This is a genomic window from Streptomyces sp. NPDC048416 (assembly GCF_043200435.1).
Taxonomy (GTDB): Bacteria; Actinomycetota; Actinomycetes; order Streptomycetales; family Streptomycetaceae; genus Streptomyces.
Map to the genome: position 1 here is coordinate 217,705 of NZ_JBICXU010000007.1, position 18,991 is coordinate 236,695.

18 protein-coding genes are annotated in these 18,991 nt (G+C 70.9%); 9 read left to right on the top strand and 9 right to left on the bottom strand.

From position 1 onward, the window contains the following. Positions 1-486: 486 nt before the first annotated feature. On the bottom strand, positions 487-969 hold the full coding sequence (locus tag ACGFW5_RS12485) for a hemerythrin domain-containing protein (protein ID WP_393834148.1): 483 nt from the start codon (positions 967-969) through the stop codon (positions 487-489). 239 nt (positions 970-1,208) lie between these two features. Here ACGFW5_RS12485 and ACGFW5_RS12490 point away from each other — a divergent pair, with 239 nt between their 5' ends. Further along, positions 1,209-1,568 (top strand): hypothetical protein, encoded by a 360-nt coding sequence (locus tag ACGFW5_RS12490; protein WP_393834149.1) that lies wholly within the window; start codon positions 1,209-1,211, stop codon positions 1,566-1,568. Positions 1,569-1,729: 161 nt separating this feature from the next. On the opposite strand, the gene ACGFW5_RS12495 is transcribed toward ACGFW5_RS12490, so the two are convergent. Then, positions 1,730-2,254, bottom strand: coding sequence for a DUF6328 family protein (locus ACGFW5_RS12495; RefSeq protein WP_393834150.1), 525 nt, complete (start codon positions 2,252-2,254; stop codon positions 1,730-1,732). A 106-nt stretch (positions 2,255-2,360) separates the two neighbouring features. Between ACGFW5_RS12495 and ACGFW5_RS12500 the strand changes: the two genes are divergently transcribed. Next, positions 2,361-2,879, top strand: a complete 519-nt coding sequence (locus ACGFW5_RS12500) for an NUDIX domain-containing protein (RefSeq protein WP_393834151.1) — start codon at positions 2,361-2,363, stop codon at positions 2,877-2,879. 211 nt (positions 2,880-3,090) lie between these two features. Beyond that, entirely contained in the window at positions 3,091-4,404 is a 1,314-nt protein-coding gene (locus ACGFW5_RS12505) for an ROK family protein (protein ID WP_393834152.1), read from the top strand. A gap of 76 nt (positions 4,405-4,480) precedes the next feature. Here ACGFW5_RS12505 and ACGFW5_RS12510 read toward each other — a convergent pair whose 3' ends face one another. Further along, complete coding sequence (locus tag ACGFW5_RS12510; RefSeq protein ID WP_393834153.1) at positions 4,481-5,194, bottom strand: class I SAM-dependent DNA methyltransferase; 714 nt, start codon at positions 5,192-5,194, stop codon at positions 4,481-4,483. A gap of 268 nt (positions 5,195-5,462) precedes the next feature. On the opposite strand from ACGFW5_RS12510, the gene ACGFW5_RS12515 reads away from it, so the two are divergent. Together ACGFW5_RS12515 and ACGFW5_RS12520 are read left to right on the top strand one after the other, a co-directional pair. After that, positions 5,463-6,941: a peptidoglycan D,D-transpeptidase FtsI family protein gene (locus ACGFW5_RS12515; protein WP_393834154.1), complete on the top strand. Its 1,479-nt coding sequence runs from the start codon at positions 5,463-5,465 to the stop codon at positions 6,939-6,941. 167 nt (positions 6,942-7,108) lie between these two features. Further along, complete coding sequence (locus ACGFW5_RS12520) at positions 7,109-8,569, top strand: hydrolase (protein WP_393834155.1); 1,461 nt, start codon at positions 7,109-7,111, stop codon at positions 8,567-8,569. A 39-nt stretch (positions 8,570-8,608) separates the two neighbouring features. Here ACGFW5_RS12520 and ACGFW5_RS12525 read toward each other — a convergent pair whose 3' ends face one another. Further along, complete coding sequence (locus ACGFW5_RS12525; RefSeq protein WP_393834246.1) at positions 8,609-9,859, bottom strand: cytochrome P450; 1,251 nt, start codon at positions 9,857-9,859, stop codon at positions 8,609-8,611. Between the two features lie 456 nt (positions 9,860-10,315). On the opposite strand from ACGFW5_RS12525, the gene ACGFW5_RS12530 reads away from it, so the two are divergent. Then, the gene (locus ACGFW5_RS12530) at positions 10,316-11,254 is read left to right on the top strand and encodes a DUF4436 family protein (RefSeq protein ID WP_393834156.1); all 939 of its coding nucleotides are present in this window, start codon (positions 10,316-10,318) and stop codon (positions 11,252-11,254) included. A gap of 250 nt (positions 11,255-11,504) precedes the next feature. Here the strand turns inward: ACGFW5_RS12530 and ACGFW5_RS12535 are convergent, their stop codons facing one another. Then, positions 11,505-13,727 (bottom strand): NADP-dependent isocitrate dehydrogenase, encoded by a 2,223-nt coding sequence (locus ACGFW5_RS12535; protein ID WP_393834157.1) that lies wholly within the window; start codon positions 13,725-13,727, stop codon positions 11,505-11,507. Positions 13,728-13,957: 230 nt separating this feature from the next. Then, positions 13,958-14,164: a cold shock domain-containing protein gene (locus ACGFW5_RS12540; protein WP_393834158.1), complete on the bottom strand. Its 207-nt coding sequence runs from the start codon at positions 14,162-14,164 to the stop codon at positions 13,958-13,960. 780 nt (positions 14,165-14,944) lie between these two features. Here ACGFW5_RS12540 and ACGFW5_RS12545 point away from each other — a divergent pair. The 3 genes from ACGFW5_RS12545 (at position 14,945) to ACGFW5_RS12555 (ending at position 17,048) form a co-directional block, all read left to right on the top strand. After that, a complete protein-coding gene (locus ACGFW5_RS12545; protein WP_393834159.1) occupies positions 14,945-16,042 on the top strand; it encodes a mechanosensitive ion channel family protein in 1,098 nt (365 codons plus the stop codon). Between the two features lie 144 nt (positions 16,043-16,186). After that, positions 16,187-16,627, top strand: coding sequence for a helix-turn-helix transcriptional regulator (locus tag ACGFW5_RS12550; protein ID WP_393834160.1), 441 nt, complete (start codon positions 16,187-16,189; stop codon positions 16,625-16,627). A 10-nt stretch (positions 16,628-16,637) separates the two neighbouring features. Further along, positions 16,638-17,048 carry a VOC family protein gene (locus tag ACGFW5_RS12555; RefSeq protein ID WP_393834161.1) on the top strand — a complete coding sequence of 137 codons (411 nt, stop codon included), beginning with the start codon at positions 16,638-16,640 and terminating at the stop codon, positions 17,046-17,048. A gap of 109 nt (positions 17,049-17,157) precedes the next feature. Here ACGFW5_RS12555 and ACGFW5_RS12560 read toward each other — a convergent pair whose 3' ends face one another. The 3 genes from ACGFW5_RS12560 to ACGFW5_RS12570 form a co-directional block, all read right to left on the bottom strand. After that, positions 17,158-17,427, bottom strand: a complete 270-nt coding sequence (locus tag ACGFW5_RS12560) for a glutaredoxin domain-containing protein (protein ID WP_393834162.1) — start codon at positions 17,425-17,427, stop codon at positions 17,158-17,160. Positions 17,428-17,532: 105 nt separating this feature from the next. Next, positions 17,533-18,213, bottom strand: a complete 681-nt coding sequence (locus tag ACGFW5_RS12565; RefSeq protein ID WP_393834163.1) for a 1,4-alpha-glucan branching protein — start codon at positions 18,211-18,213, stop codon at positions 17,533-17,535. Positions 18,214-18,334: 121 nt separating this feature from the next. Further along, positions 18,335-18,892, bottom strand: a complete 558-nt coding sequence (locus ACGFW5_RS12570; RefSeq protein ID WP_393834164.1) for an EF-hand domain-containing protein — start codon at positions 18,890-18,892, stop codon at positions 18,335-18,337. Positions 18,893-18,991: the final 99 nt, after the last annotated feature.

Below are 18,991 nucleotides of genomic sequence, written 5' to 3' on the forward strand. Positions count from 1 at the left end.
TCCAGTAGGTGCCCCGGGGTACGTGGGGCACGCTGACGGTCATGCCACCCCAGCACGGATCGACGTCGGAGGCCAACTGGATGACGGCGCCCCGCCATTGCCGGGCGGTGACCAGCTTCAGGCTGACGGGACGCGCGTCCCGCCGGGGAAGGTGGAGGCGCCACCGCACCTGTCGCTCGGTGCCACAGGCCCATGCCGCCGAGCGGTGCGGCGCGTACACGTGCAGGAGCTCCGGCTCGGGTCCCCATTCAGGCACCTCACTCGCACACGTGGCCAACTCCCAGGCCCGGTCCAGCTCATGACGTGCGGGTGCCATGCTGCTTCTCTCCTTCCGACTGCTGAGTCCGACTGCTGAGTCCGACCGTTGAGTGGCGGCCACCCACCGGATGGCGACTCGGCGCGGGTGGATCACCTGGCGGCTCAGTACCGCCGCATGAGCGGTTCGGCGCGCGCCGACGCGTCGGTCGGACGCGGTCAGGGCGCGCCTCAGGCGGCCACCGCGTCCCAGGCCTGCTGCCGGCTGGCGCGGTGCGGTCGCCGGGGGGCCCGCTCGGCCAGCACCGTCATCCAGGCGCCGATCTCCCGCAGCTCCTTGCGCGGCACGGCCGTCCGCACATGCGGGAACCACCTGGTGTCCTCGGTGTCCATGTGCCGTTCCACAATGCCCATCAACAGGCGCGCCTTGGCGTCGAAGGAGATCTCCTCGGGACGCATGTCGTGCAACTCGGCGGCCAGCACCTCGGCGATGTGGTGTTCCTCCCGGAGATCCAGGATGGTCAGTTCGGTCTCGGGGGCCAGGACGGACACCCGTGGGTACATTCCCTCGCACTCGATGTACGTGTACACGGCCAGCGCGCTCAGGAACCGCTCCACCGCACCGGGATCCCCGGTGGCACGGTACGAACGGATCAGGCGCCTGATTTCCTTGTGGCCTTCCCGCAGCATCACGATCGCGTCGCTGGTGGGCATGCACGGCTCCCCGGGGGCTCAGGACTCACTTACGTAACAGCCCGATACCCGGCAAACCGGACAACCACACACGCCCCGCACCGGCACTACCCTCCGCCGCCACCCCGGTACGGAGCGTCGCGCTGCCTGGGCCCGGTGGGAATTCGTGCTCGACGGGGAGGACGTGTGATCCCGGGTTCATGGCGGGGGTGGCGCCACCCGCGCGGGGGACCATCGGGCGGCCACTAGAATCCTCTGTCATGTCGAAGCCTGACGAACTGCTCGTTGACATCGCCGCCCAGGTGGAGTCCGGGCACAGCAATCAGATGTCTCTGACCGTGGTCGCCGGTGGCGCCGTCCTCACGGGACGGCTCGCCCCCGAATCGGTCTGGAGGCAGCGAGTGTCGGAAGTCCTCGCGGACTCGGAGCGCCTGCGCGGTTTCTCGGCCGTCTTCACCGCCGTACCGCGCGAAGAGGGACCGCCCAGGTATCTGCACTTCCATGTGGCCCGGATTCTGCAAGGCACCGTGGGGATCCCGGAGACGGGCGGGATGTACCGCGTGGCGATCGAGGACGTCAGCGCCTGGAGCATGGGCGACTTCAGCTACTCCGAGCCCTAGGGGGTGTCTGGTGGATCATGGCCGGGGGTGCGGCGCCTGGCACGGCACCTCGCGGCGTTACCGAAACGCCCCGATAGCTCCGCTATCACGACGTTCCGGCGCCTTGCGATGCACCGCACCAGACGCCGCACCCTGACCGACCCTGATCCACCAGACACCCCCTAGGACCCCTCGTCCGAGCTCTGGGACCCCTCGTCCGAGCCGTCGCGGTCGCGGTAGCGCCTGCGCGCGAGGGCCGGCAGCACGAACCAGCAGCAGACGAACCAGCAGACCACCGCGGCCACCAGCCAGGGGGCGAGGGCGCTGTGCAGCGCGACGCGCAGGATGAGGAGCAGCGAACTCGCCACCGTGCACAGGAGGAGCACCAGGCCGACCACGGTGAGGCGGGACGCCCAGGTGACCGTCTGCGGCTTGAGCCGCTGCCCGGCCAGCATGCGGTGGAAGGAGACCGGCCCGATCAGCGCCCCGGTGGTGGCCGCGCCGAGGACCACCGTCACTACGTAGATGGTGCGGTCGGTGGTGCTCAGCGAGGTGAACCGCTGCTGGAACACGACCGCGAGCAGGAAGCCGAAGAGGATCTGCACGCCGGTCTGGGCGACCCTCAGCTCCTGGAGCAGATCGCCCCACCTGCGGTCGGCGCGCTCCTCGGCCGTCTCCTGACGTCCGGGGTCCCTCACCTGCACCACCTCCTGCCTTCGCTCTCAGCGTGCGACTACCCATACATATCAACCAGAACCCCGTCCCCCTCCCCGCCCCGTGGCGCCGCGCCCGCCGGGCCCTCAGACTGGCGCCATGGGCGGAAAGCGCAGCGCCGGGCTCCTGCTGTACCGCGCGGCGGGGGACGGGATCGAGGTGTTGGTGGGGCACATGGGCGGCCCGTTCTTCGCGGGGCGTGACACGGGCGCCTGGTCCATCCCCAAGGGCGAGTACGGTCCCGAGGAGCGACCCGAGGCGGCGGCGCGGCGCGAGTTCCAGGAGGAGCTGGGGCTGCCGTCGCCCCAGGGCGTGCTCGTGCCGCTGGGCGACATCGTGCAGCGCGGCGGCAAGACTGTGACGGCGTGGGCCGTCGAGGGCGATCTCGACCCGGCCGAGGCGGTGCCCGGCACGTTCACCATGGAGTGGCCGCGCGGATCGGGCACGATGCGCGAGTTCCCCGAGATGGACCGGTTCGCCTGGCTGCCTCCCGAGGCCGCGGCCGTGCTGCTCGTCCAGGGCCAGCAGGCGTTCCTCGATCGCCTCGTCCAGTATGTGACCGGCGCGTCACCGGGCGCGGCGGCCCCGACGCCCTGTGACGAGAAGGCAGTTGACTGAACAGCTCACAAGAGTGTGACCCTGGCGGCCTGCCATGCCGGCCGCCGACGCGTCGCGTGCGGGCGCGTGATGCTCCCGGCAGCGGGGCACCTGCGGCCCGGTGGCGACCGCCCCATGACTTCATGCCTTAATTTAGAACGTGAGTTAAGAGGCGGGACACGGCACGCCGAGGGCTCGCGCACCGGTATGTTGCACGCAGGGAGGGCGCCACATGACCACGCCGAACAGAAGGACCGTCCGCGACCTGCGGCGCGACAACCGCAGCGCGGTGCTGCGGCGGCTGTATTTCGACGGTCCCATGAGCCGGCAGGCGCTCGGCCCCGCCACCGGGCTGAGTTCGGGCTCCATCAGCAACGTCGTCGCGGAGCTCGCTGCCGACGGCCTCGTCGAGGATGCCGGAGTGGTGGACTCCGACGGCGGAAGGCCGCGCACCCTCCTCCGGGTCGCCCCCGACAGCGGATACCTCATCGGTGTGGACGTCGGAGAGACCCGGGTCAGGGTCGAGCTGTTCGACCTCGTCCTGCGCGAACTCGCGCGTGTGGAGCTGTCGTTGGACGTGGGCGGCTACGACGTGGGGCACATCGTGGCCCATATCCGCGAGGGCGTGGCCGCCGTGCTGAGCGAGAGCGGGCTCGACCCCGCCCGGCTGCTCGGCGTCGGTATCGGCGTGCCCGGCATCGTCGACCGCAGCTCACCCCAGGGTGCGGTGGTCCACGGCCAGACCATCGGCTGGGAGGCGGTCCCCCTGGAGTCGCTGCTGCGCGAATCCCTCCAACTGCCCCCGGGTACCCGCTACTTCATCGAGAACGGCGCCAAGACGCTCGGCCAGGCCGAGATGTGGTTCGGCGGCGGGCGCGGAGCGTCCGATGCGGTGATCGTCCTGTTCGGCTCCGGTGTCGGCGCCTGCATCGTCTCGGACGGCGCGATCTACGGCGGCGCGCACAGCAGCGCCGCCGAGTGGGGCCACACCACCGTGCATGTGCGGGGACGGCGCTGCCGGTGCGGCGCGCTGGGCTGTCTTGAGGCGTACGCGGGCGCCGAGGCCCTCATCCAGCGCTGGCGCGAGGCGGGCGCCGAACTGCCGCCCCGGATCGCCGAGGAGACGGCCGTGACGGCACTGCTCGACGCCGCGTACCCACGCGAGAAGGACGGCGCCGCCGGGCCGGTGGCCCGCGCGGTGCTGGAGGAGACCGCCGAGTACCTGGGCGCCGGGCTCTCCGACCTGATCAACCTGTACAACCCTGAGCGCATCCTCATCGGCGGCTGGGCGGGGCTCCAACTCGGCCCGTACATCCTGGAGTCGGTCCGCCGCCATGCGACCGCCTACGCCCTGCGCCACCCGGCGGAGCGCGTCACCATCGAGCTCGGCCGGCTCGGCCCGGACGCCGTCACCGTGGGCGCCGCCACTCTCCCCCTTGCCGGGTTCTTCACCCGCGGCGGTCACCGCGCCCCCGAGGCCGGACAGGAGACGCCTGCGGAAAGGGCGGGCTGGCGCACGTCCGTGGAGGAGCGGGCGGCCCGCTGAACCTTCGCGCCGTGCACCAGGCCCAGTTGAGGCCGGACCTGGTCATGACGTCGCAGCCCCGCGCGGGCCGCCCCCCTCACCCGAGCCGGGTGGCCACCACGAGACGTGCGCGCGGGCTCCCGTCCAGGCGCCGCCCGCACTCCTCCAGGGCGTACAGCTCGACGTGGAAGCCGGCGGCGGTGAGTTCCCTGCGGACGTCGGCGAGTCCGAATCCGCGGTAGTACATGACGAACGGGGGGCGCCACAGTGCGTTGCGCACCCGCATCACCGCGTCGAACCCCAGCAGGGCCAGATGCCTGCGGGTGCCGGGCCGGGCCGGCGCCACCACCGGGAACGCGAATCGGCCGCCCGGCCGCAGCGCGGCGTGCACCTGCGCGAACAGGCCGGGGTGCTCCTCGGGCAGGAAGTGCCCGAACGCCCCGAAGCTGACGGCCAGGTCGAACCCGGAGCGCAGGGGCAGCGCCCGCGCGTCGGCCCGGATCAGCTGCGCTCCAGGATGCGCGCGGGCGGCGACGGCCAGCATTCCGGCGCTGATGTCGACCCCGGTGACCGGCTCCCGGCACACCTCGCGCAGCACGTCGAGGCCCGCGCCGGTGCCGCAGCACAGGTCGAGCCCCCGGCCGAAGGGGCCGAGCCGGCGGAGTACGGACGCCACGGGGGCGAGGATCACGTCAGGAGTTCGGAAGGGGGTGTGGTCGAACTTGGGGGCCAGGAGGTCGTAGCCGTGCTCGACGGACGACAGTGCCTGGACGGCGAGTTCCCGGACGGTGGGGCCCTGCGGAGCGAACATGGCTGCTCAGCTTAGGGCCCGTACGCGCCGCGCGTGGCGCCCCGAGGTCGCGCGCCCGCAGACGTGGGGTGCCGCCACGACCGATTCATGACCCTTGCGTAACAGCCGCACCCGGGCAGCGCCGCCTCGTACGGCTGTGACCTGCCGCGATAGGCGAACCGCTATGGCCGGTACTGCCGTGACGCTCTTGGACAGCGAGGTGCCGGGCCTGTTCTGCTGATCGCCAGTTGTCCGGTTCAACCCGGTTCGGCATGTCTTTGGGAGTGTGATGAACAAGCCGCTGCGGCACATGGCCGTCCTCTGCGGGGTGATGGTGCTCGCTCTGCTGGCCAGGGCGACCTGGGTCCAGTTCGTGAAGGGCGACACCCTCGCCCAGGACCCGCACAATCGGCGCGTGCAGATCGACGCCTTCTCGCGGCCACGTGGCGACATCGTGGTAGGAGGCCGGCCGATCACGGGGTCGGTGGTGACGCCGGGCTCGGACTTCGCGTACAAGCGTACCTACACCGACGGCCCGCTCTATGCGCCGGTCACCGGCTACCTCTCGCAGGCACAGGGCGCGACCTTCCTGGAGGGGGTGCATGCGAAGGTGATGAACGGCAAGGACGACCGGCTGTTCCTCGGCCACGCCAAGTCCCTTTTCACGCAAGGGAGTCCGCGCGGTGGTGATGTGATCACCACGATTGATCCGGCCGCCCAGAAGGCCGCCTACAAGGGGCTGACGGACCTCGGCGCGAAGGGCGCGGCGGTCGCCCTCGACCCCCGCTCCGGCAAGATCCTCGCGATGGTGAGCACACCGTCCTACGACCCTTCGGCCTTCGCCGGGATGTCGGAACGGGAGGGCGAGGAATTCCTCGGGCTCGACACGGCCAAGGACAAGCCGCTCGCCAACCGGGCGCTGCGCGAGGTGTATCCGCCGGGGTCGACCTTCAAGATACTCACCGCGGCCGCCGCCATCGAGCACGGAGTCGTGACCGATGTCGACGCCCCCATGCCGGATGCCCCCGCCCCCTTCACCCTGCCGCTCAGCACCACCCGGGTCGGCAACGACGTCGACGACTCGCTGTGCGACAAGGTCTCCTTGAAGACCGGCATGCAGTGGTCCTGCAACAACGTGTTCCTGCGGACCGCGCTGAAGACCGGCGGGGACAGGATGCGTGAGACGGCGGAGAAGTTCGGCTTCAACCAGGAGCAGTTCACTCCGGTCCGCTCGGCGAAGAGCGGCTACCCCGGCGGCCTGGACGCACCGCAGACCGCGCTGACCGGCATGGGCCAGGGCAGCCTGACCAGCACTCCGCTCCAGATGGCCATGGTGACCGCGGGGATCGCCAACAACGGCACGGTGATGAAGCCGTACATGGTCGAGGAGTTGCGCGGCCCGGACCTGGAGACGCTGGAGAAGGCCGCCCCCGAAGTGCTCAGCCGGGCGGTCTCGCAGAGGACCGCGCAGAAGGTGCAGGAGCTGATGGAGTTCACCGCGAGTGAGGGCACCGCGAAGAAGGTGCGGATCGACGGGGTCACGGTGGGCGGCAAGACGGGCACCGCCCAGCACGGCAGCGACGTGCGCGAGGAACGCCCCTACGCGTGGTTCGTCTCGTACGCCAAGTCGAGCGACGGCACCTCGCCGGTGGCGGTGGCGGTGTTCGTCGACCCCGAGGACATGGACATCAAGCGGTCCGAGATCGCCGGCGGCAAGCTGGGCGCGCCGATCGCCAAGGCGGTCATGGAGGCCGTCCTCAAGAAGTGACGGCGGCGGGCCGGTGACGAGGCAGTGGGCGCCAAGCCCTGCCGTGGCGGGTTTTCGCCATGTACGGTTCAATCGAGCGCCGCACGGATGTCCGTCCAACGACGTTCTACGCGCGCAGACTTGGTGTCCCCACCACCTCTCCCCCACCCCCGATGGAGGTACGCAGGATGCTCGGAGCCATACGTTCCGGCCACTCGCGCCGCCGTACCGCCGGCGCGCTGACCGCGCTCGGCGCGCTGGTCGTCGCCGGTGGCGCCGTCGCCGAGGCCGCCACCCCGCCCGCCCCGACGGCCCGTACCGCAGCCGCCACCCAGCACCGGGTGCTGTTCGACAACTCCAAGGCGGAGACCGCAGGCAACGCCGACTGGATCATCAGCACGAGCCAGCCGGACCCGCTGGCGCAGAATCCGTCCCCCGGCGCCGAGAAGGACTGGACCGGCGCCCTCTCCTCCTGGGGCGTGGCGCTCCACAAGACGGGCGCCTACGCCCTGAAGACGCTGCCCTCGGGCAACACCATCACCTACGGCACGTCGTCCGCGCTCGACCTGAAGAACTTCGACACGTTCGTCATGCCCGAGCCGAACGTGCTGCTCAGCGCGGCCGAGAAGACCGCGGTGATGCAGTTCGTGAAGAACGGCGGCGGCCTCTTCCTCATCTCCGACCACACCGGTTCCGACCGCAACAACGACGGCGCCGACGCGGTGAAGGTCATCAACGACCTGATGTCCAACAACAGCGTCGACAGCACCGACCCGTTCGGGTTCTCGGTCGACTCGCTCAACATCGCCACCGACAACCCCCGGGCCGTCAGCAACACCCAGGACCCGGTCCTGAACGGCTCGTTCGGCAAGGTGACCGGAAGCATCATCCGCAACGGCACGACCGTGACCCTCAAGCCGGCCGACAACGCGGCCGTCAAGGGCGAGGTCTACCGCACCGGATCGTCCGGGAACACCGGCGCCTTCTTCGCCACCAGCACCTTCGGCAGCGGCCGCGTCGCCTTCTGGGGCGACAGCTCGCCCATCGACGACGGTACGGGCCAGTCCGGCAACACCCTCTACGACGGCTGGAACGACCCGGCGGGCACCGATGCCGCGCTGGCGCTCAACGCCACCGAGTGGCTGTCCGGCGCGGCCGGCGACGGTGGCACCACGTCGTGCACCGCCGCCCAGCTGCTCAGCGATCCCGGCTTCGAGTCCGGTGGTTCGGGCTGGGCGGCCACGAGCGGCATCATCAACACCGGCGCCGGTGAACCCGCCCGCACCGGCGCGTACAAGGCGTGGCTCGGCGGCAAGGGGACCGCGCACACCGACACCCTCGCCCAGACGGTCACGATCCCCGCGGGCTGCGCCGCCTCGCTCGGCTTCCAGCTGCACATCGACACCGCAGAGACGACCACGAGCACGGCGTACGACAGCCTCAAGGTCCAGGTCGTGAACGGCAGCGGAACGGTCCTTTCCACCCTCGCCACGTACTCCAACCTGAACGCCGCGAGCGGCTACGCGCCACGCACCTTCGACCTCGGTGCCTACGCGGGACAGCAGGTGACGCTCAAGTTCACCGCCACGGAGGGCTCCAAGCTCCAGACGTCGTTCGTCCTCGACGACACCGCTCTGACGGTGAGCTGACCCGGCGCGCCGCCCGGGTCACGGCCCGGGCGGATGCGGTCAGGCCCGCAGGCGCACCGGCAGCGACTCGACTCCGTACACGATCGACAGCTTGCGGAAGGCCAGTTCCTCGGCCGGTACGGCGAGCCGCAGGTCGGGGAAGCGGCGGACCAGGGCGGGGAAGGCGGCGCGCAGTTCCATCCGGGCCAGTTCGGCGCCGATGCAGCGGTGGATGCCGTAGCCGAAGGCGAGATGGCCGCTCGCCTTGCGGTGCGGGTCGAAGCGGCCGCCGTCCGCGGTGAAGGAGGCGTCACGGTTGGCGCCACTGAGCGAGCACAGCACCATGTCGCCCTTGGGGATGCGCACGCCCGCGATCTCGACGTCCTCGCGGGCGAAGCGCGGGAAGGCCAGCTGCACGACGGTGAGGTAGCGCAGCGCCTCCTCGACGAAGGTGGCGGCGGCCGCCTCGTCGTGGGCTATTCGCGCGAAGGCGTCCGGGTCCTGGAGCAGGACGAGGGAGCCGAGCGCCAGCATGCTCGCGGTGGTCTCGAACCCGCCGGTGAGCACGCCGTCGGCGAGGCCCGCGAGCTCGTCGTCGCCGACGCTGTCGCCATGCTCCTTGACGATCATGCCGATGAGACCGTCGCCCGGGGTCTCACGCTGCTTCTTGACCACATCGCGGAAATAGGACAGCGAGGCGGACATCGCGCCCAGCGGTGCCGTGGCCCCGGCGAACAGGTCGAAGCGCTCCATGGCGAGCTGCTGGAAGTCGTGGCGGTCCTCGTAGGGCACGCCGAGCAGCTCGCATATGGTCAGCGACGGGATGGGCAGCGCGAACGCCTCGACCAGGTCGACGACGCCGCCCGCCGCCTCCATCGCGTCGAGCCGTTCCTCGACGAGGGCGTCGATGCGCGGGGTCAGGCGGCGCAGCCGGCGCATCGTGAACTCGGGTGTCAGGATGCGGCGCAGCCGGGTGTGCACCGGCGGGTCGCTGAACCCCAGGCCGCCGGGGTGCTGCTCCTCGACGACGCCCGCGTTGCCCGCGAGGTGGGTGAAGTCGTTGCTGAACCCGTCGGCGGAGCCGAGGACGGCCTTGACGGCGTCGTGGCCGGTGACCACCCAGGCGTCCATGCCGAACGGCAACGGCACCTTGCTGACCGGCTCGTCGGTCTGTCGCGCGGTCAGCTCGGGAACCGGGTCGAGCCCGTCCCGGCGAAGCGGCATGAGCAGTGCGTCGGGCAGCAGCGAGATCGTGGCGGGGCCGATACCACGCTTCTGGATCCTGGCAAGGTAGGTGCGCCCGAGCCACATCGTGACGCGGGAACGGAGATTTACCCTCAAGGCGGACTCCAAGGACAGGTTGTGCGGCCAGGACACCGAGTACGGACCGGGTCGCTCAGGATAAGTGGCCCGGGGCCGCTCGCGATCCGGCAGGGGCGCAGCTCACATGCGCTTCGCGCCAGTGACGGCCGCGTTCCGCTCCGGCGCGTGGCCGGCGGACGTCCGGATGGAGGTCGATCCGGCCCTTCGCGGAGTGCGACCGTGGAGGACGGCAGGAGTCAACTCGTCCGGCACACAAGCCGATTGACCCTGCCGGAGCCTCCGCCCGCCGCGGGAGGAACCGTGCCGCGCGCCGCCTCTACGCGCCGGCGGTCCGGCTGCCGCGTCACGTCCGGCGCTCCCGGCAGGTGCTGCGAAGCTGCCCGGCCCCACGCACCGGCCCGGCTTCCACAGGACCAGCGCGTCCCGCGGTGTATTCCTTCAGATATGGCACGTTTCCGACCGGGCACACACGTCGTACGCCGGCTCATCTCGCTCGCGCTGATCCTGCTGGCCGCCGTCGTGGGGGTGTTGCTCTACTACAACGAGCGCGATGTCCGCCAGCAGGAGTACACCGTGGGCGAGGCAGGGGCGGCGAACGGCGTGCTCATCGACACCAGCATCCAGAAGGTCGATCCCGTCGCAAGGGAGCTGACCCTGCGGGTCCTGGTGCTCCCGCAGGGCACGCTGCGGGAGCAGGGCGATCCGTACACGCCTGCCCTCGACCTGACGGTGGAGACGTCTTCGCTGATCCGCGCCGGCCTGGACTTCAAGGCCGGCCGGCCGGTCGCGTACGAGGACGTGAAGGTCAGCCTGGACGGCGGTTCCGTCTCGGACTACCCCTTCGACCGGTACGCGACGACCATCGGCTTCGCCGCCGAGGCAGCGGGGAAACAGGTGCCGGTCGCCGTCTCGCTGCGTGATGTCGACGCGTTCTTCAAGCCGAGCGTCGTCAGCCGCACCCAGGAGCACGGGCTCGCCTCGTTCGAGATCCGGGTCAGCCGCTCCCGGGCGACCTTCATCCTGGCCTGGTTCATGATGTTCATCATGTGGGGGCTCGCGCTCGCGGTGCTCGGCGCCACCTGGGTGATCATCGAGCAGCGCCGAGGGCTCGTGTGGCCCGCGATGGGCTGGATGGCGGCGACCCTGTTCGCCCTCGTCGGATTTCGCAACGCGGCCCCCGGCGACCCGCCGGTGGGCTGTCTGCTCGACTACGCGGCGTTCCTGTGGGCCGAGGCGATCATCTCCGCCTGCCTGGTGGCGGTCGCGGTCACCGGGATCCTCGCCGAGACGCGCCGCGGCACGGACGACGTCCTTGAGGTACAGGCCGACGACCACACCGACAGCCACGCTGCGGGCGACGGCGGGGACACCTCGGGCCACTGAGCGGCGGACGCCGACGGGGACACCTCGGGCCACTGAGCGGCGGACGCCGACGGCACGGAGCGTTCGGACCGGGGGTGCGGCGGCACCGAGCGTTCGGACCGGGGTGCGGCGGCACGGGCCTGCGGCCGCACCGGGCGGGTCCGCGCCCGCTCGGCGCATGCGCGGCCCGGACTGGAACCGCCCCGGCCGGAAGGAATCCGGCCGGGGCGGCTCGTTGCTCAACCAGGCTCCCGCACAGGGGAGTTGGACGTTACGCCAGCGTGGCGACGGCCTTGTTGAAGGTCGCGGAAGGACGCATGACCGCCGTGGCCTTGTCGGCGTCGGGCTGGTAGTAGCCGCCGATCTCGACCGGCGAGCCCTGCACCGCGATGAGCTCGTCGACGATGACCGACTCCTGCTCGCCCAGCGTCTTGGCCAGGGCCGCGAACGCCTCCGCGAGCTGCGTGTCCTCGGTCTGCTTGGCCAGCTCCTGCGCCCAGTACAGGGCCAGGTAGAAGTGGCTGCCGCGGTTGTCGATGCCGCCGAGCTTGCGGCTCGGCGACTTGTCCTCGTTGAGGAAGGTGCCGGTGGCGCGGTCCAGGGTGTCGGCGAGGATCTGGGCGCGCGCGTTGCCGGTGGTGGTCGCGAGGTGCTCGAAGCTGACCGCGAGGGCGAGGAACTCACCCAGGCTGTCCCAGCGCAGGTAGTTCTCCTTGACCAGCTGCTGGACGTGCTTGGGGGCCGAGCCGCCCGCGCCCGTCTCGAACAGGCCGCCGCCGTTCATCAGCGGGACCACCGAGAGCATCTTGGCGCTGGTGCCCAGCTCCAGGATCGGGAACAGGTCGGTGAGGTAGTCGCGCAGCACGTTGCCGGTGACGGAGATGGTGTCCTCGCCGCGGCGGATGCGCTCCAGGGAGAACGCGGTCGCCTCGACCGGGGACATGATCTCGATGCGCAGGCCCTCGGTGTCGTGCTCGGCGAGGTAGGTGCGGACCTTCTCGATGAGGGTGGCGTCGTGCGCGCGGCTCTCGTCCAGCCAGAACACGGCCGGGCTGCCGGTCGCGCGGGCGCGGGTGACGGCGAGCTTGACCCAGTCCTGGATGGGCAGGTCCTTGGTCTGGCAGGCGCGGAAGATGTCGCCCTCGGCGACCTCCTGCTCCAGGACCACGGCGCCCGCGGCGTCCACGAGGCGGACGGTGCCCGCGGTCTGGATCTCGAAGGTCTTGTCGTGGCTGCCGTACTCCTCGGCCTTCTGCGCCATCAGGCCGACGTTGGGCACCGAGCCCATCGTCGACGGGTCGAAGGCGCCGTGCGCACGGCAGTCCTCGATGACGGCCTGGTACACACCGGAGTAGCTGCTGTCCGGCAGGACCGCGAGGGTGTCGGCCTCCTGGCCGTCGGGGCCCCACATGTGACCGGAGGTGCGGATCATGGCCGGCATGGAGGCGTCGACGATCACGTCGGACGGCACGTGCAGGTTGGTGATGCCGCGGTCGGAGTCGACCATCGCGAGGGCGGGGCCTTCGGCGAGCTCGGCCTCGAAGGCCGCCTTGATCTCCGCGCCGATGTGCGGCACGTTGTCGAGGCCCTTGAGGATGCCACCGAGACCGTCGTTGGGGGACAGACCGGCGGCGGCCAGCACGTCACCGTACTTGTCGAACGTCTTCGGGAAGAAGGCGCGCACCACGTGACCGAAGACGATGGGGTCGGAGACCTTCATCATCGTGGCCTTGAGGTGCACCGAGAACAGCACGCCCTCGGCCTTGGCACGGGCGATCTGCGCGGTGAGGAACTGGCGCAGCTCGGCCACGCGCATCACGGACGCGTCGACGACCTCGCCGGCCAGGACCGGTACGGACTCGCGCAGCACGGTGGTGGTGCCGTCGGCGGCCGCCAGCTCGATGCGCAGCGAGCCGTCCTCCGCGATCACCACGGACTTCTCGGTGGACCGGAAGTCGTTGGCGCCCATGGTGGCGACGTTCGTCTTCGAGTCGGCGGACCACTTGCCCATGCGGTGCGGGTGGGCCTTGGCGTAGTTCTTGACCGACGCGGGGGCTCGGCGGTCGGAGTTGCCCTCGCGCAGCACGGGGTTGACGGCGCTGCCCTTGATCTTGTCGTAGCGCGCGCGGACATCCTTGTCCTGGTCGCTCTTCGGGTCGTCCGGGTAGTCCGGCAGCGCGTAACCCTGCCCCTGGAGCTCGGCGACGGCGGCCTTGAGCTGGGGGATGGAGGCCGACACGTTCGGCAGCTTGATGATGTTCGCGCCGGGCGTCTTGGCCAGCTCGCCGAGCTCGGCGAGCGCGTCGTCGATCCGCTGGCTCTCCTCAAGGAACTCGGGGAAGCTCGCGATGATGCGCCCCGCGAGCGAGATGTCACGGGTCTCCACAGTGACACCGGCGGTCGAGGCGTACGCCTGGATCACGGGCAGGAACGAATGCGTCGCCAGGGCCGGCGCCTCGTCAGTGTGGGTGTAGATGATGGTCGAGTCAGTCACCGGGTGCTCCGCTCCACGTCTGCAACATTGCTCGACATCAAGATATCTCGTGATCGCACCGGGCCACGACGGGACCCCGACCGGATCGCGATCCGCCACGTGGGACCGGCCGGCCGGCCCGGGGGCGCGTGGCCGGAGGCGGTGGGGGCGTCCGGCCACGCGACCGTGGGCGCCCCGCGGACGCGTGACCCCAGGCGGTGGGGCGTCCGGGCCCCTCCAGCCCCGGCGGTTCACGGACGCACGGCACGCGCCTCGAAGCGGCCGACGCCGAGCTCGATGACGAAGGAGACCTGCTGCCCCTCGGACAGCGTCTGCGTCTCGCCCTCTATGTCCTCGCGGCGCACATGAATGGCGTCGTGCTGCCCGAACGGCACGACGAAGCCGTAGCCCTTCTCACGGTCGAAGTACTGAACGATCCCCTCAGACCTCTCGCCCATTGCCTCACTCCTCGCGTGATCGTCGCTGTCCCGGCCGGTCGGGGGCCAGAGGCCGGGAACCGCGGAAAATCGGCCGGTTCACGGCGGTCCGGGACGGGCACGGCCCACCGCACCCGTGCGGCTCCTGCCCGCTACGAGGCTCCCGCCGCCCAGGAGGCCGCCCGGGGCACCGGCCAGCAAGGGCACACCGACGAAGCGGACAAGTGCCTCACTGGTAGGTATACCGTCGCGCCCTGCATTTGATGCCTCCACGGGCGTATGGGGAACGGGGCGGGGGCCGGTCGGCGACGGTGCGGCCGGGGTGGGGGGAGTGAGGCGCTGCGTCACGGGGGGGGGCAGCGGGCCGGGCGCCGGCCGGCGCCCGGCCGGGTGGTCAGGGGGTGGCCGCGGGACGGTGACCGGCGCCGGGCCGGGCTGTCAGGGCGGGTGTCCGACGGGGCAGTGGCCGAAGCCGGGCCGGGTGGCCGTCGGGGCGGCGGCCGGAGCCGGGCTGCCGACGGGCGGGCGGCTCGCGAGGGCCCCTGCCCAGCTGCGGGAGCTGGGCCGCAGCCGGAGCCCGGCCGCCGACGGACGGGCGGCCCACGAGGGTCCCTGCCCAGCTACGGGAGCGCTCGCGCCATGGGGCAGGATGGCAGCCCGTTCCGAGTGGTGCCTCGGCCAACGGGGCTCCACGCAAGACGATCTGACAGGTGACAAGGTGACGACACATCACACACGGCGAACGACGGCGCCCTCCGTTCATCCCTCGCTCCCCTTCCCCCGCCGCCCGGAGGGTGTGCGTTGAACCGAGGCGTTGTCCTGCACGACTGGGTCGCGGCGTCCATAGCGATGGCCGCCGGCATCGCGGCCGGCCTGCTCCTGCGCGTCCTGCTGAAGTGGCTCGGCAAGCACGCGCTGAGGACCCGCTGGAGCGGGGACGACATCATCGTCGATGCCCTGCGCACCATCGCGCCGTGGGCGGCCGTCGTGGCGGGCACGGCAGCGGCCGCCTCGGCGCTGCCGCTGACCACACGGGTATCGGGGATCGCCAACCACACCCTGACCGCCCTGTTCATCCTGATCACCACCTTCACCGTGGCCCGGGTCGTCGCGGGGCTCGTGCAGTCCCTTGCGCAGTCACGGACCGGGGTGGCCGGCTCGGCCACGATCTTCGTCAACATCACCCGCGTCGTGGTGGTCGCGATGGGCATCCTGGTCGCGCTCGAAACCGTCGGCGTGTCCATAGCGCCGCTGCTCACCGCGCTCGGGGTCGGTGGTCTCGCGGTCGCCCTCGCGCTCCAGGACACCCTCGCCAATCTCTTCGCGGGTGTGCACATCCTCGCGTCGAAGACCGTGCAGCCCGGTGACTACATCCGGCTCAGCGGGGGCGAGGAGGGATACGTCGTCGACATCAACTGGCGCAACACCGTGGTGCGCAACCTGTCGAACAACCTCGTGATCATTCCCAACGCCCGGCTCGCGCGTACCAACATGACCAACTACACGCGCCCGGAACAGGAGTTGTCGATCGTGGTGCAGGTGGGCGTCGGGTACGACAGCGACCTGGAACACGTCGAGCGGGTGACCCTGGACGTCGTCGACAGCGTGATGACGGACATCTCCGGAGCACTGCCCGGCCACGAGGCCGCGGTCCGCTTCCACACGTTCGCGGAGTCCAGGATCAACTTCTCGGTGATCCTGGGTGTCGGTGAGTTCAGCGACCAGTACCGGATCAAGCACGAGTTCATCAAGCGCCTGCACCGCAGGTACCGGGCCGAGGGCATCTCGATCCCCGCTCCGGCCCGTTCCGTCTCCTTCCAGCGCGACCTGCCCGACGCGTCGCACTTCCCCCACCAGCGCGAGGCCCCGCCCGCGCGCCTGCCGGACACCCAGCACTGAGACGCCCCGGCCACGACCGCCTTGATCGCCCGTACGGGACGAGGACCCGGTCGTGGCCGGGGCTCGCGGGGGCCGGCCCGGCCGCAGTTCCGTTGGTGCGTCGGCCCGGCCGCCGCCCCCGGGGCCCGGTGGTAGCGTCGTGACATGACCCCGGAAGACCTCGCCAACCTCGTGCACCTGCGCCGGGCGCGGGATCTCATCGACCGGGAGTACGCCAGACCCCTGGACGTGCCGACCATGGCCCGGCACGCGCTCATGTCGCCGGCCCACTTCTCCCGGCAGTTCCGTGCCGCCTATGGCGAGACCCCTTACAGCTACCTCATGACCCGCCGGATCGAGCGCGCGATGGCGCTGCTGCGCGGGGGCATGAGCGTGACCGACGCGTGCATGGCGGTCGGATGTACCTCGCTCGGCTCGTTCAGTTCCCGGTTCACCGAAATCGTGGGCCGGACGCCGAGTGCGTACCGTGGCCAGGACCACGAGGCCGTGGCGGCGATGCCCGCGTGCGTGGCCAAGGTGCACACCCGGCCGATGCGCAACCCGCCGGGCAGAATCCGAGAAGCGGACGACAATCCCGCCGCCTAACGTGGACGGCATGAACATCGCACTCCAGTACTGCCACGTCACCGTCAACGACCCGGACGAATCGCTCGGCTTCTACCGCGACGCCCTCGGGCTCGACGTGCGCAACGACGTCGCCTCCGGCGGCTTCCGCTGGGTCACCCTCGGCAGCGCGAGCCAGCCCGGCCTCGAAATCGTCCTGTCCGAGCCACACGCCGGCCGTTCCCAGACGGACGGCGACACCCTTCAGGAACTGCTCGTCAAGGGCGTCATGCCCTCGCTCGTCTTCAGGACGGACGATCTCGACGCGACGTTCGAGAAGGTGCGGGCCTCGGGCGCGGAGGTCCTTCAGGAGCCCATCGACCAGCCGTGGGGGCCCCGCGACTGCGCCTTCCGCGACCCCTCCGGCAACATGGTCCGCATCCAGCAGCAGGCCACCGCGTAGCGGCGTAGCGGCGTGAAGCGGTGACGGCGTGGGAAGCGCCCGCTGCCTCGTGGCCGGAGCATGCTCACTACGGGCGCCTGTGGGCCACCTGTGGGCGGCCGTCGGTCGCTCAGGACAACGAGCCCGGCGAGTGGGCGGCGACCGCGTCGAGCAGTTGCCTCTTCGACGGGTTCACCATCGGGCGCCCGGCGACCGTCACGGTGGGTACGGTCTCGTTCCCGCCGGCGACCGAGCGGACGAACGCCGCCGCGTCGGGGTCCCTCCAGATGTTCACCTTGACGTACCGCAGCCGTGTGAAAAGCAGGCGAAGCCGGAGTTTTATGCAGTACGCGCACATGGGGCGCCAGTACAGGACCACGCCACCCTGATCGTCAGGCACGAAACGCCCCCTTTGTTGCCGTACACCGTGATCAGAGCGTAGACGACGCCAAGGTCGCAGGGCCGGGGCGCGGCGGGCCGGGGGCGATGCCGATGCCGGTGCCCCCTAGGTCGGGTCGCCGGCGTTCAGGACGGCGAACAGACCGCGCGTCATGGTGCCGTCCGACAGGCGCCAGGAACCCGAGATGTGGCCGGTCACGTCTTCCGCGAGGGGCGAGGGGACGTCCTGGGCGGGCCGCAGAACGCGGCGCAGGCGGAGTACCCCGCCCTGCGGGAGTCCGAGCGCGGTGCCTTCCCGGTCGTCGATGACGGAGTCGGTGGCCTTGGCTGCGGCGGCTGCGGCCGCGACGGCGGATCCGTCGCCGGCGCGGGAGCATACGAGGTCATGGTCGGGGGTGTCGCTGATGTTCTGGTCCTGGGCCTGGACCCGGCCTTCGATCAGGGCGAACAACTGGGCCACGGCCACCGGGTCGTGGCACGCGTCGTAGGCCCAGCGCCGTCCCAGTACCCCGTGCTCCATGGTGCCGACGAGGGCGTGCTCCGCCCCGTCGAGGGGGGCGCCGCGATAGGTGAGCGGGACCAGGTAAGTGACGGGCTGCGCACCGGAGTTGTCGGTGGTCACGATGAACTCGATGCCCACCTCGCCCCGCGGGTCGTCCAGCCGGAAGCCGCCCGCCTTGGCCAGATCGGGTTCCCCCGCGCCGTGGAACCACGGGCGCGTGGGGAGCCAGGGGGTGAGGAGTTCCAGCTTGGTCGGGTTCAGGGACGTCGGATGGATGACGGACATGCTGGCGACCTTTCGCGGCGGGCGACTTCGGGCGCTGTCCACCTTGCCATCCCGCCGGCCGCCGGACCGGTCGCGTCCACGCGGCGGGCACCACGGCCGGCCTTTGCAGGGACGCGCGCTGTCAGTCCCCCGTGCCGCCCTGGTCGGGGATCCGGCCGCAGAGCCAGTTACCGGGCTCTGCGGGTTCGTCACTGATCCAGAACTGACGCCACAGGAGCGCGAACTCCGTACGGTCGAGGTGGCCGTCGCCGTTCAGGTCCAGCAGCGCGAAGACACCTGTCATGTCCACGGGGCGGCCGTTCCATGTCTCGACGAGCATGCGGTGTTCGTCGGCGGAGATCTGTCCGTCCCCGTTGGCGTCGACGGCGTCGAACAGCGTGTCCGCCGTCGCGGTGACCTCCGCGACCCGCTCGGGCAGCCTGTCCACCAGGCTCAGGAACTCCGCCATGTCGACCGTGCCGTCCCCCCTGGCGTTCCCCGCCTCAAGGAGCGCCGCCCACCAGCCCATCAACAGCGCCTCGACCCTGGCGTGCAGCGCCGTTCCGGGGGCCACCGCGGGCAGCCGGCGCCAGCGGGCGACGAGCGCGGTGAAGTCCTCCTCGCGCAGGCAACCGTCGCCGTCCGCGTCGAACGCGGCGAACATTCCTCTGAGCTTGCGCTGCTGAAACACGCTGGCCATGTGCGGGCCCCCTCGACGCCGAACCGGCGGACAGCGGCAACTATAGGGCGGGGCCCCACATCCGCCCCACGGGCACATGTGCGCGAAGAACACCCCGAC